Origin of the sequence: Thalassobacillus sp. B23F22_16 (assembly GCF_043496955.1) — a bacterium.
GTDB lineage: Bacteria > Bacillota > Bacilli > Bacillales > Halobacillaceae > Thalassobacillus > Thalassobacillus devorans_A.
Window position 1 is genome coordinate 1 of sequence record NZ_JBIEKD010000042.1, and the last position, 13,447, is coordinate 13,447.

Sequence of the window (13,447 nt, forward strand, 5' to 3'; positions counted from 1 at the left end):
ATCGGTTTTGGTATCCTTCCCTTTATGCGGAGGCATCCAAGTGTTTCGGAAGAAAACACGCGGAAGAAAAAGTGGCCCGCTGAGTGATCTATTTTTGTCCACTTTATTGACAGAATTCCAAATTGTCACTCTTCCTTTTGATAGCTTCTCTCTTATGCCCACTGTTGTCTCACTTACCAGCCTTTTGTCTCATATAAACCTAAAAAAACGAGCAGATCTCAGCCTGCCCGCTTTCCGTTTTATGAAAACCCCCTCAGCAACAGCCCCCTGCCACGGGTGCTTATCCCCAAACAATAACCCCTTTAGAAATTTTCATATTTTGATAGACAGGCATAACTTCAGGCACTTCTTTCAGCTTAAAATAATGACTGATCAATGGTTCAGCTACTACCTTTTTCTGGTCCAATAAGGAAATAGCTTTACGGTGAGTATCTGGATTTATAAACGATCCCTTTATCATCAATTCTTTTGAAAAGATTTCAAATGGACGCACTTCAATTTTCACGTCAGGAGAAGAAACGCCAAAAAGCAAAACCTGGCCACCCTTTATAACAGAGCGAACTGCCTGCTGCATGGTTTGTTCCAGTCCTACACACTCCACAACAATATCAAAACCATCCGAATCAATATCCCCCGGCTGGACCACCTTGGCAGCACCATGGTTCTTTAATGCCTCATGTTTTTGTGTATCAGGTTCACTTACCGTAATTGGAGCAGCGCCATACATAGCAATGGTTTGCAGCATCAGCTGGCCGATATAACCTCCGCCGATAATTAATACGGAATCTCCTGGCCTTATTTGCAATTGCTCGACGCCATGCAGTACACAGCCAAGCGGCTCTATCATTGCCCCTTCTATAAACGAAAGTGAATCAGGGAGCAGATAACAATTTGCTGCCGGAACGATAACATATTCGGCCATTCCGCCATCCTGTGTCACCCCTACCGCTTTCAAATGATCGCACAGATGTTTCCTTCCATTCTGGCAGTAACGACATACCCCACAATACATATTTGGATCGACAGAAACCCGATCACCCTCTCTGAAAGCCTCTACACTCTCTCCGACTGACATCACTTCACCCGCCAGTTCATGACCTAATACCACTGGCGGCAATACATCAGCAGACCCGGGATTCCCGTGATATATATGCTGGTCTGTACCACAAATACCACAAGCTTTTACTTTTATCACAACTTCTCCGGGACCAGGGTTAGGAATCTCTTTTTCTTGAATTTCGATTACCTGCTTATCTACTAGAACAGCTGCTTTCATCATTAATCCTCCCTTATTACACTCTGACTATTGACCGCGCTCAACTTCAACTGTTCAAAAGGTAAAGGCTGGAATTCTAAATGACTAATACTGATCACTTTTCTTTCACCAGGTAAGAGATCGAAGAAATTGTCGCTGAAGTGTACTTTATCTGACGGTATTTCCAATTTCACGAACCTGGCCAAATTATCCGTTGAGACCTCGACTTCCTGTTTCTCACGATTTACTTTTACGATAAGATTGGCGGGAGCAAAGTTCATATCTTTATGGTCTCTCAAATAATAGCAGTTTTCTTCCACCTTATCGTCACTTGATCTTAACCGAATCACTACTTCTTCAGGACGATACTCTTTCAGTACCTCCCCTTCCGCAAAAGAGGCCAACAGACACGATTGATTACCCATAATATTAACAGCAATTGTCTCCGAGTAGACCATCCCTTTTTTAACATGGTGTACTTCAAGCAACAGCTCATCGGACCAGCCGCTTACCGTATCATTCACTGCCCACAAACTAAAGGTTCCATCTTCCTCCTGATGATCCAATGTAAACAATAACGGCTGATTGAACTTACGTGCATAATAATAAGATGCTTTCGGCAATAAATAATAGTCAATCATCGACCAGCTAGTCCCAGGCCAGCAGTCATTAAGCTGCCAAATCAGTGTTCCACTGGTCTCTGGTTTATTCCGTCGATAATGCTCCACCCCGCACTTCAATCCTTCCGCTTGGGTTAACATCGAGTAATTCATATATTCTTCGATGTCTTCTGGTACTCCTGTATAACCTTCCATCAGTAAAATACCTTTTTGATGATGATAGTCCTTGTTTCGATAGGCCATTTCATCACTGCCCCAAAAGAAGGTTCCTTCCGGAAGGTTTCTCTCTAACGTATAGCGGCTCGCGGATGCGTGCATGCCGAACTCACTGCTGAAACGGGTTTTATCTTTTTTATAATTCTTAAAAGACACCCCTTCAACACTATAATTCTGAGCTGGAACCTCCCCGAACTTCCTCGGCTCGACATTCCCGTGCCAGACTTGCCAGTTATGTCTGTCGCCGACATCTTCTGCGTTATGATCATTACCACCGAATGGAGAGCTTGGCAAATAGAATCGGTCTGGATTCAATTCTTTTAATAGCCCAGGTATCATCTCATGGAAAATCCTTTCTCCATAAAAAGGGGTAGTAATTCTTCCGGCAGCGTATTCCACCTCATACAACCAGTCGTTTTCATTGTTGCCGCACCAAAGTGCAATGCATGGATGGTTCCGCAACCGTTTAATTACAAACTCTACTTCTCCCTGAACATTGTTCATAAAATTACGGTTATAGTCAGGGTAAAGAGCACAGGCAAACATGAAATCCTGCCAGACTAAAAGCCCCTGCCGGTCACACTCCTGGTAAAACACGTCCTTTTCATAAATACCTCCGCCCCATACACGGAGCATATTCATGTTGGCTTCCTTTGACAGGCTAATCAGATGCTTGTACTGCATATCCGGGGCAGCACCAACAAAACTGTCAATGGGAATCCAGTTGGCTCCTTTTGCAAATATTTCTATTCCATTCAATACAAAAGTAAAGCGTGTAGTGCCATCCGCTTCTTCCTGTTTCACCTGTATGTCACGTATCCCGAAATTTAATTGATAGCTATCCACCAAATCACCTGCTGTAAACAACTCAACATTCAACTGATAAAGGAAAGGATCCCCCAAATCATGCGTCCACCATAGTTTCGGATTATTAATTGTCAGGGGAACGGTAGTTTTGCCCCTCATGAGTGTCTTTTCCTCGGTTACACTTTTCCCTTCCCCCGTCATCGTCACTACAGCTGATATCTCTGAATCCTCTTTGAACGCTTTTGCATCGATATCTACGAGAACATTGGCACGACCCTTCTCTATCCTGGTTGTCCTGGCAAATACATTTTCAATTTTTACCGTCTTCTTCGTTTCTAACCGGACATCTTTCCAAATACCAGCAGTGATGATTTGCGGACCCCAGTCCCAGCCGAAGTGATATTGAGCTTTGCGCGCCCAAATTCTGTCTTTCCCAAAACCCGCCCAGTAACGTTTCTCTTTTACTTTCAGTTGTTCTGCCACTGGATCAAATTTGACCGCAAGAATGTTTTTCCCATCGACGAGCTCCCTCGTTACATCAAAAGTATGAGAAATGAACATATTTGCCGTCTCCCCTAATTCCAATCCGTTAAGGTAAATGGTTGTAAAAGTATCCAGCCCATTAAAAATCAATTCAACTACTTCATCTCGCTCCAGCAGCTTTTTATCAAAATCAAACTCGGTACGATACCACCAGACTTTTTCCTCTATCCATTTGGACTTTAAATCGTTATGACCGTAGAACGGGTCGTCTATTAAACCTTTTTTTAACAAGGTAGAATGGACATCACCAGGCACTTCTGCCTGCATCCAAAAATGATCGATATAATCAGGGGAAGCAATATCGAGGTCCCTTGCTTCACCTACAGCAAAATGACTAAGCTTCCAATCTTTATTAATTAGCAACTGATAACCTCCTCATCAAACGGAAAGGCCCTCCGCTTTAATTAAGCGGGGACCTTTCATCACTTAAAAATATACATAACCAATACTTTTACCTGATTTGATTTCCAGCCTTTTAAGTTGTTCGTTATAAGGCACAGACTTCTCGAAGCTACCTTCTTTATCTGTCTTCACTTGATAGATATCATCGTCCGATCGTATGGTTACCTGTTGGTTAGGGATTACTTCCCCATCTTGATGGGTGACGATGCCTTTGAGCAATACCTCGTTTTCTATTATCTGATAGTCTGCCTGAATTATAGACCGTTGCTTTAATTTCTTTGTTTCTTCCATCACTAGATTACTGCTGATGCTGTCGCGAATGATGGTGACTTCCTTGCCTTTTGGTGTTTCATATACGACATTAGAATGCACTGGATAAAGTGTTATCTGATCGACATCAGCGGGATTATCCTCGGTATTCGTCAATATAAACGAATCTTGTCCCTCTGAAATTTCGATTGTTCCCAGCTCGGTGATCTGTACCGATTCCTCATCCGCTTTCAGATCAAGGGACAATACCTGATTATTTCCAAAGTCCATGTTGATTCCAGCAGGATCTATACTCGTCCTGGCACTTGCATAAACCCTGTAATCACCTGCATTTATACTATCTGGTAACACGATTTCCTTATCCTGTCCTGCCGGCATTTCAATATACAAACCTTTAGAAAAGTCTGTCCCACCAGCCCTTAATTCAGGGGTGTTTGCTTTAAAAAGTTCCACATCTGCCAAAGCCACATATCCCTTATTGAACCATTCGTTGTCTGATTCAACTTCAAACATAATCCTTACCTTCTCAGCATCTTCCGGTATAGGAGCTATAGGTGTAGTTTTTATGGCACTATCGCCGGAATACCAATGTCGATAGTGGTAATTAATGCCTTCGACTTGTGCGATAAGGGTACTTTCTCCATTTTCATCGAGGGCAAGGACCTTGGCATTAAGACTGGTATCAAACTCCAGGCGGGTTGCGAAGGCTAAGTTCACATAGTCCCCGACGTTTGGTGAACCTTCTTCATTTTCCACCGGAATGTCGTGATATAGATAGGAATCGTCATACAACCTTATATTGTTATATCCGTCGCCTTCTACAAATAGTGTGTTCTGACCAAACCAGCCCTTGTAAATTTCCTCTTCCTGATCCAGAGAGGCTTCTGGTATAACATCTTCTTTTGAAGCGTCTTCATTATTTTCATCAAGCGCAGGATCATCGGAAGGCTTCGTAACTATGGCTTGTCCCCGGTCCGACAAACTGCCATTCGTCATATCATACAACTCATCCGGCTTCTCCATATACTGCTCTTCTATTTCAATTTTTGTTGCTGAATCTCTTTCCAGTTCAGTAGAAAATAACGCTGTTTTACTAGTTTCATATTTCAGGATTCTGGCAAGGGCTCGGACAGCTTCCACATTGGATTCTGCACCCGAATTTTGGTTTACCTTATCGGAATCAATGGCATCGAAGGCTATTCCATACTCCTGATTGAACATGACATGATTTTTATCGTTGTTGCCAAGCCACCATTGACCTGCCACACCTGCCATGAACGCATACTTTTCTTTTCCGGTCACCTCGTACAACTTAATGTAGTTATCTACATAAGAAGCTGTCCCATAATTGATTTGTGGATATAAAATATCATTCGGCTGTTTGGAAAATGCACGACCGGAAATGAGCATGTCACTCAAAAAGCTGTCTGCTGCCAGTTCCGCTGCAGCGATCCAGTTTTCATTATCCAGTGCAGCCCCAGCTGAAGCCATAGCCGCAACTTGCTGGCTCCCCCATTCGTTCCATACATCCAAGCGGTCGGAATAGGTGCTCATGAAACCTCCATAAGGGTAGTCGATGAAATCGCCGAATTGGGAGGCGTATAAAGCTTCACCGAGCATTCGGATATTCTCTTTTACTGTCTCATCCGGGGCGACACCATAATGCTTGGTAAACGCATCCAAAGCAATCGTAGATACCCAATTATCACCTAAATCCCATGATGGGTACTCGACGCCACTTTTGGTCTCATATGTACCATAGAGGGGAGCGATTTTTTCATGAATACGTTGACTTGTCAGGTCCATACGCTCTTTCACTCGTTCAGCAAATTCAGGGTCTTCTTCTATTAAAATCTCGTAGCCATAACTTAACGCAGTGTAAGCCCGGGTTCCCCAGTAGCTGATCGCCTTGGCAGAAGAGTGGGAGTCTCTTTTAAAAAGTTCTCCATTCTCATCTTCAGCCACAAAGTTCCTGAACTCACCGTCATCCTCCTGCATCCACATGACAAATTCCAAGCCGCTTTTAATTTGGTTTAAGCTATACTCATCTTTATACAGGTTATAGTGCTCGGCATATGCCGTCACCGCTCGTCCCACATCATCAAGAGCAGCAATTCCCTCTTGGGGATCTCCTACGTAATGGTACCCTTCACTGATATCATCCGGATTATCAGGTTCGGCATAAAGCCTGGTGATCATCATGTCGGTACCATCAACCGTAACCTCCTGGTTCAGCCAATTCAGATGATTCAAGTTCAAATAAAACTCATTCTCTACTTCCAATCCGAACTTTTTAAAATAAGAAACATCTTTTTCCGTCAGTTCTTGATCTTGATCGAGATCGTAAGCTGCATGGTAATCATCTTTCTTAATCGCATTTTTCAGCTTGTTCATGTCAGCAACATTCACATTGCCGTTTCCATCCAAATCAAAATCACTTTCATTCGGGGCAGCGGTGGCAACAGCAGGAATAATCAAAGAACCTGCTAAACTGACCAGGGTCAAACGGAGCCATTTCTTCATTCAGTTCCCTCCTGTTTTTACTATCATTTCAAGACAAACTGCATACCATCTTTGAAGTTCTTACTGAAGATGATGAACAATACCAGAATAGGCAAAGTCAGTAATACAGACGCTGCATACATAGGACCTGGGTAACCTCCGTATGGACCGAACATCTGCGCTAACAATACGTTCAGCGTCAGCATCGTTTCACTATTAACCACGAGCATGTCCCATAGTAGTTCAACCCACCTTTCCATAAACAGGAATAAAAAGATGATGGTCGTGACTGACTTCGACATCGGAAGAACGACATGCCAGAGGATTTTCCATATGCCAGCACCATCAATCTTTGCTGCTTCAATCATTTCATCCGGCAGACCCCGGAAGAAGTTGGTATACATGAAAATTGCCCATAAGTTTACTGCTTTCGGCAAAATCATTGCCCAGTACGTATCATACATTCCAAAATAACGGATGATGAGAAACAAAGGAATCAACAGAATGACTGCTGGATAGAACATTTGAAATAAGATGACATTATTAATGAAACGGTTACCTTTGAACTTAAGTTTTGCTAATGAAAAACCGACCATCAACGCAGTTACAAGCATCAGGATCGTAGAAGCTAACGTAACGAATACACTGTTGAAAAAGGCTCGCAGCCATGGCCTTGCATTCGCATCAGCTCCCCCGGAAAACAACCACTCATAGGAGCGAAGCGTAAGTTCAGTCGGAATGATTCTTCGGTCCACCTGGTCCCATGGTGCAAGCGATCCTAATACCATATAGATGTATGGGAACACCATGATTACTAATACAAAGCTGGCTAGCAGGTATAATAAAGTGATTCTCAGCTTGTTATTCCCAACCATGTTTAGCACCCCACATTTCTAGTATCTTTCTGAAGACAAGAATTGACGCAAAGGTTACGATTGAATTAATAACAGCAATGGCTGTCCCGTAACCTGCTTGCAACCGTTCAAAAGCCTGGTTATAAATTTCCAGCTGCCATGTATGTGTAGCGAAATCCGGTCCACCGCCCGTCAATACGTATGGCTCGGTAAAAATACCGAACATGAGTCCAACAGCCAGAATGGTAACCGTGTAAAAGGACGGATATAACATCGGAATGGTCACATGCCAGAAACGTTTCCAGCCCACTGCTCCATCCATTTTTGCCGCTTCATAAACTTCTTTCGGAATACTCTCCAGGCCTGCCACGAAAAGCAAAGCATAATATCCCATGAACTTCCAGGCCATCATCATCGCAATAATCAAAGGAGCTAATATCGGAGAACCAAGCCAATCAATATCCAGACCAAAAGAACCTCTAAGCCAAATGTTAAAAGAACTATTGTAAGATAAAATTCCGTTAATGACGATTGCTGAAGCAACCCCTGAAGCTAGATATGGCAGGAAGAATGCAACGGAAAACAGTCCCTTGAATTTAGGCAATGAACTGATAATCAAAGCAAGAAACAAAGCTCCCCCGACCACGATCGGAACAAACATAGCGAGGAATTTGTAAGTAACAAAAAATGCTGCACGTACACTCTCACTGAAAAAGGCCTCGATAAAATTCTGCACTCCGACAAAATCATAATCCGGAGCAATCAGGTTCCAGTTGGTAAATGCCAGATAGGTCGCCCATAAGAGCGGGAATAAGAAAAATATAGCTGAATATACAAGGTATGGGCTGGCAAACAACCAACCCATCCTAGCATTACTTTTATCCATTTACTTCAACACCCCGTTGATGGCATCTTTCATATCCTGCCATCCCTGTTCCGGTGTCTTTTCACCTTTGATTACTGGATTTAAAGCCTCAGAACCTATCATCTCCTGAATATCTACTGTGCTTTCATTATCCATTGGAGGTACAGCATTTGGGATATTCTCAGCATATTTCACCAACTGTGGATTTTCTTCTAAATAACTGGCAAACGTTTCATTATCAGAAAGGTCATCACGTGCTGGTGGAAGATTTGTTTTCTTGAACCACTCCAAGTCGTTTTCTGCATCTTCATATACCCATTTTACGAAATCAAAAGCGGCTTGCTGCTGTTCTTTTGTTGCGGATGCATAAATCGACAGTCCTTTTGTATCAGCAAATGTCTTGGCATCTGCAGGATCTGCTCCTTCTGGTACTGGAGGCATTGCCAATTCATATGTTTCGCCTTGCTTCATTTCAGGGAATTTATCCGCCCAGTATGGGAATGTCCAAGGACCGATATCCATCATGATTGCCTGGCCGGTTTCAAAAGGATCTGTAGCTTCACGAGTCAAAAGCAGGTCTTTCTCACTCATACCATTGATCAATTCAAGCGTAGCGATTCCCGCTTCGTCATCAGCGATCAGTTCAGAACCTTCGACAAAGTTATTGCCTTCAGATGCAGCGTTATAAAGCATGAAGAAATCAAACCATCTTGCCCACCATGTCGTTTTCACAAGGTCTGCTCTCGCCCACAAAAACTTATCAGGGTATTCTTCTTTCAACTTTTCTCCTACTTCCAATACTTCGCTATGTGTTTTTGGAACTTCATCAAAGCCAAGTTCGTTCAAAATATCCATCCTCCAGCCAAATAACATGGCATTAGAGTAAATCGGTAATACATATTGTTGTCCATCCGCAAACTGCCAAGGTTCGATAGTATTCGTCATTTGGCGATTGCTGATTAGGTCCTCATAACCCTCGAATTCATTCAACGGAACAATAGCACTGCTTTCTGCCAATTGAGCTGCAAACCCCCGGGACATATTTTCAGAAATTGCTGGCGCATTTCCTGCCGCTATTGCGGATTGGATTCCAGCTTCAGAAGAAGGGCTTTCAGGCATTGGAGAAACGTCAATCGTAACGCCTTCATTCTCTTCCATATATTTATCTGCCATTTCAGACCAGAATGCTTCCTGAGACGGGTTAGGAGCTGCCCAAAACTTGAATTCCACACTACCGTCCCCACTGCTTTCCTGATCTGATTGACAACCAGCAGCGAACACAACCACTAAAAGCGCTACAATCATATGACGCATTTTCTTCATTGTTACCCCTCCATAAGATGAATATTTTAGTTTTCGTACTTTGTAAAAGGATCCGGAATAATAGCTTTATGTGCTTCCGCATCACTGACACCGACATAAATTTCTGCTTTACCATTTTTGAGTCGGACAAGTCCGCCGCTGAATAGTACATCCTTCAAGTCTGGGCGCTTAGCTTCACCCGGGGGAAAATCATCACGAACTGCGATAATTTCCATGTCCGTAATCTCATTTTTTTCGGAATTAAACAAAAAGGTAATTGGATAATAGTGACGGTCGCCCTGATTATCAAACTGGGAAATATGACCAAGTCCAGCTATCCAGCCATTAGCTAAAATATGAATCTCATTCGCTCCGCCCCACTCTTCATCGAGAAAATGTTCTTTAATCAAGGGAGCTTCGGTTAGTAGTTTTTCATCTAGTTGATCCAGTGATTTGATAGACGTAAACCCTATTTTTCCACGCCCGCCTTTTTCTCCTTGAGGACGGGTGAAAACGCCAACCTCTCCATCTGGTAATTCTACCAGCCGGATATCTTTCATGCCGTCCGGTCCGACAGCGAATTTTTTCAGGCTTGCAACATCCTGGCCTTTATAAAAGACTGTACGCCACATTAATGCGTCTTCTTTTTCTGGGTGGGGGAAAATTTCTACTCCACCAAATACAAGCTGCCCATGAATCCTTATGACAAAAGGATCCTGCAAATAAAAACTCTGCAACCCCTCAGCTGGTTTCCATTCACCGGCTTCTTCTATAAAAAAGACCACTTCCGAATGCTCGGTATCTCTTGCTTCCACGCGTCCAGCAATAATTGAAGAACCATTATTTTCAAAAGGAGCGGTAATATTATAGACATCTTTATCACCTACTCCAGAGAAGTGGAGCTTTTCCGCATGAATTTCACGTTTTTCACTGTGATAACTTTCTAAGAGAGAATGTACGTTATAAGTCATTATTCACCCTCACTTTATCGTAAGTTAATTTAGATAGAATTTCCTTAAGGCTAAGGTCTGCTACAGCCATGGACGTATCGGCCACCCCGTAGTAGATTCTTACGTTATCGCCATCTACAGTGGCGCCACAGGAAAATACTACATTTCCGAAGAATCCATCCAATTCATAGTTTTCCTCCGGTGCAAGAATCGGCTCTTCTGTCTTCGCTAAGATTTTAGCTGGATTCTCTGAATCTAGTAGAACTGCGCCTAAACAGTAACGGTCGTTCTTGTCGGCAGCATGATAGATTTCAAGCCAGCCTTCTTCTGTCTTAAATGGCACGGCGCCTCCACCGATTCTGCCATTATCCCAACCGTCTTCACTCAGTCCGAGCAAATACTGGTGATTTCCCCAATACTTGAGGTTGTCCGATTCTGCTATCCAAATTTCTGGACGTCCAATTCCTTTAGGTACCGGGCGATGGAGCGTATAATACTTTCCTCCAACTTTCTCAGGAAAAATCGCTACGTCTTTATTTTCCGGGTGCAGCATAAGTCCATAGCGCTCATAACTTCCAAAGTCCTTCGTAGCAGCCAGTCCTACGCCTATACCTTCTGCAGAACATGCACTATATTGAATGTAATAGTTGCCATCAATTTGAGTAACCCGCGGGTCTTCCACTCCCCATGATTCTCGCTCTGTCCCCGGATAAATAAAAGGAGTATCGTCGATAGTAAAGTGATAGCCATCTTTACTTCTAGCAATCCGAATATAAGACAATGAGGTCAGATAGGCTGCCCGCCCCGAGTCTTTATATACGATTGATCTTGGATCAGAAAAGTCATAACGTGGATTGCTTTTTTCGATTTCCATTACTTTAAGTTCTCCTTCGCCGTTTGAAAAGTCGACAATTGGCGCTTTAACAATATCAGGGTCTTCACTGATCGGGCGTTCTGCAACCCGGAGCAATAACAAAACTTCTCCTTCGTATTCCGCTACCCCAGCGTTGAACACACCGATGACTTCATGATTATCATGGTAAGGTGTGACATCCTCCGGCGTAATAATTGGATTTTCTTTGAAACGATTTACCTTCATTAACAATTTCCTCCAAGCTGTGCAAAATGGGTGCGCCCTTTATGTAACCCCTTACAAAAGAACGTAAGACTGTTTGCTTCTTTCGCAGTTATTATTAACTTCGCATTACAAAATACTATTTGTAACTTTACTTAAAATGATTTTTGATATAAAGTAACCTTACAAAGTATTATACACTCCCAACATTCATTGTCAATATCCGTTATCATTCAATTTGAAAAAATCTAACTATTCTCTTTTATATACATTAAATATAGTAGTAACTCAGTAATTTCTGTAACGTTACAAACTATAATTACAAATTTATGGTAAAATGAGCTCAGAAGGGTGAATGAATATGAAGAAAAAAGTAACAATGCAAGACATTGCAGATCACTTAAACATTTCTAAAAACTCAGTATCACAAGCTTTTTCAGGTAAACCAGGGGTAGGAGAAGAAACCAAAAGACAAATTTTTCAAGTTGCCGAAAAACTGGGCTATCAATATAACAAAAAGAGTGGACATAAACCTCAATCCATGGGAAATATCGGACTGATCGCATCCGAGTTTGCATTTTCCATGACAAGCTTTTTTGGGGAAATCTATCTTACTGTAGAAGCTGAGGTGAGAAGCAAGGGGAAAAACCTCTTGATCCAATCTATCAAGAATGAGGAAAAGGAAAACCTTATCCTCCCTTCTTTCATAGAGAACCGGCAAGTAGATGGAATTTTAATCCTTTCTCATATTAGTAATGAATATATCCAAAGTGTGCTGGACACAGGGATTCCAACTGTTTTAATCGACCACCATCACCCGAATATCGAAGCGGATGCTATTTTGACGAACAATCGATTCGGAGCATACCTTGCCACTCAACATCTGGCGGAACTTGGCCATAAACACATCGCTTTTGTCGGTGATACATCTTTTTCACCTAGTTACCAGGAACGTTGGGAAGGATATAAGCTCGCGATGAAAGAATTCGGTCTCGAGGCAAATACACATCTTATGTTCACAGATGCTAAAGAAGAAGAGTTTATGATCAATAGCTTCATCCAACAGCTACCTATACAGCCTACCGCATGGTTTTGTGTCAATGATGGACTTGGCTACCTAGTCACCAACGGATTGAAACAGCAAGGAGTACATGTTCCAGAAGAAGCTTCTGTCTGCAGTTTCGATAATGGAAAGCTATCGCAATTATCAAGCCCAAGCATCACCACCATTGATATCGATTTAGGTCTATACGGGAAAAAAGCGGTAGAAAAATTGTTCTGGCGAATAGAAAACCCAGAGGAACGTTACCAAGAAACGTTGTTGCCTGCAAAATTAATTAAAAGGCAATCAACGGCCGAAGCACCAAAGCCAAGATAGATGGTCACACTCAACTGAATGAAAAAATATCAGAAAGAGAGCTGACTCATAATCGGGCTGGTTCTCTTTCTTATAAATCACCTGAATTTTTAAGATTGCTCCACAAGACCTTGTCTCATAAGCAGCCTTTTATTCTCATATAAACCAGACAGTGTCACTCTTATTTTCGATTTTGTCTCTCATAATTTCAAAATTTGGAACTAGTATAGAAAGTGGACACAGGTAGTGAGCCATGTTTTAATCGACCCAAAGCTTAGATAAAGGACGTGTTCACTTGACTAAAAAAATGAAGAGTTACAGTTCGGAATTTAAAGAGTATGTAGCTAAAATGATTGTCCTAGACGGGCATAAAATGACTGATATTTGCCACAAGCTCAATTTACCTTACGGTACCGTTAAGCGGTGGGT

The 13,447-nt window shown here is 42.4% G+C and carries 9 protein-coding genes; 1 reads left to right on the forward strand and 8 read right to left on the reverse strand.

Annotated elements, in window-relative coordinates:
- Window positions 1-280: 280 nt before the first annotated feature.
- The 8 genes from ACGTNI_RS19235 to ACGTNI_RS19270 all read right to left on the reverse strand — a co-directional run bounded on the left by ACGTNI_RS19235 (window position 281) and on the right by ACGTNI_RS19270 (window position 11,685).
- The gene (locus ACGTNI_RS19235) at window positions 281-1,276 is read right to left on the reverse strand and encodes a zinc-dependent alcohol dehydrogenase family protein (protein WP_394464158.1); all 996 of its coding nucleotides are present in this window, start codon (window positions 1,274-1,276) and stop codon (window positions 281-283) included.
- A gap of 2 nt (window positions 1,277-1,278) precedes the next feature.
- Entirely contained in the window at window positions 1,279-3,804 is a 2,526-nt protein-coding gene (locus tag ACGTNI_RS19240) for a beta-mannosidase (protein WP_394464159.1), read from the reverse strand.
- 63 nt (window positions 3,805-3,867) lie between these two features.
- The gene (locus tag ACGTNI_RS19245; protein ID WP_394464160.1) at window positions 3,868-6,636 is read right to left on the reverse strand and encodes a hypothetical protein; all 2,769 of its coding nucleotides are present in this window, start codon (window positions 6,634-6,636) and stop codon (window positions 3,868-3,870) included.
- A 23-nt stretch (window positions 6,637-6,659) separates the two neighbouring features.
- Window positions 6,660-7,490 (reverse strand): carbohydrate ABC transporter permease, encoded by an 831-nt coding sequence (locus ACGTNI_RS19250; RefSeq protein ID WP_394464161.1) that lies wholly within the window; start codon window positions 7,488-7,490, stop codon window positions 6,660-6,662.
- Window positions 7,477-8,355 (reverse strand): carbohydrate ABC transporter permease, encoded by an 879-nt coding sequence (locus ACGTNI_RS19255; protein WP_394464162.1) that lies wholly within the window; start codon window positions 8,353-8,355, stop codon window positions 7,477-7,479. The genes ACGTNI_RS19250 and ACGTNI_RS19255 overlap by 14 nt, the downstream gene beginning before the upstream one ends.
- On the reverse strand, window positions 8,356-9,657 hold the full coding sequence (locus ACGTNI_RS19260; RefSeq protein ID WP_394464163.1) for an ABC transporter substrate-binding protein: 1,302 nt from the start codon (window positions 9,655-9,657) through the stop codon (window positions 8,356-8,358).
- A 26-nt stretch (window positions 9,658-9,683) separates the two neighbouring features.
- Window positions 9,684-10,607 carry a DUF1861 family protein gene (locus ACGTNI_RS19265; RefSeq protein ID WP_394464164.1) on the reverse strand — a complete coding sequence of 308 codons (924 nt, stop codon included), beginning with the start codon at window positions 10,605-10,607 and terminating at the stop codon, window positions 9,684-9,686.
- A complete protein-coding gene (locus ACGTNI_RS19270) occupies window positions 10,597-11,685 on the reverse strand; it encodes a BtaManbiosPhlase (RefSeq protein ID WP_394464165.1) in 1,089 nt (362 codons plus the stop codon). Before ACGTNI_RS19270 ends, ACGTNI_RS19265 begins: the two co-directional genes overlap by 11 nt.
- Window positions 11,686-12,022: 337 nt before the next feature.
- Between ACGTNI_RS19270 and ACGTNI_RS19275 the strand changes: the two genes are divergently transcribed.
- The gene (locus ACGTNI_RS19275; RefSeq protein WP_394464166.1) at window positions 12,023-13,039 is read left to right on the forward strand and encodes a LacI family DNA-binding transcriptional regulator; all 1,017 of its coding nucleotides are present in this window, start codon (window positions 12,023-12,025) and stop codon (window positions 13,037-13,039) included.
- Window positions 13,040-13,447 lie beyond the last annotated feature (408 nt).

What these genes read in the sequence shown, in the direction of transcription:
- ACGTNI_RS19235 (WP_394464158.1), bottom strand. Translation starts at nt 1,276, where the DNA reads ATGAAAGCAGCTGTTCTAGTAGATAAGCAGGTAATCGAAATTCAAGAA.
- ACGTNI_RS19245 (WP_394464160.1), bottom strand. Translation starts at nt 6,636, where the DNA reads ATGAAGAAATGGCTCCGTTTGACCCTGGTCAGTTTAGCAGGTTCTTTG.
- ACGTNI_RS19250 (WP_394464161.1), bottom strand. Translation starts at nt 7,490, where the DNA reads ATGGTTGGGAATAACAAGCTGAGAATCACTTTATTATACCTGCTAGCC.
- ACGTNI_RS19255 (WP_394464162.1), bottom strand. Translation starts at nt 8,355, where the DNA reads ATGGATAAAAGTAATGCTAGGATGGGTTGGTTGTTTGCCAGCCCATAC.
- ACGTNI_RS19260 (WP_394464163.1), bottom strand. Translation starts at nt 9,657, where the DNA reads ATGAAGAAAATGCGTCATATGATTGTAGCGCTTTTAGTGGTTGTGTTC.
- ACGTNI_RS19265 (WP_394464164.1), bottom strand. Translation starts at nt 10,607, where the DNA reads ATGACTTATAACGTACATTCTCTCTTAGAAAGTTATCACAGTGAAAAA.
- ACGTNI_RS19270 (WP_394464165.1), bottom strand. Translation starts at nt 11,685, where the DNA reads ATGAAGGTAAATCGTTTCAAAGAAAATCCAATTATTACGCCGGAGGAT.
- ACGTNI_RS19275 (WP_394464166.1), top strand. Translation starts at nt 12,023, where the DNA reads ATGAAGAAAAAAGTAACAATGCAAGACATTGCAGATCACTTAAACATT.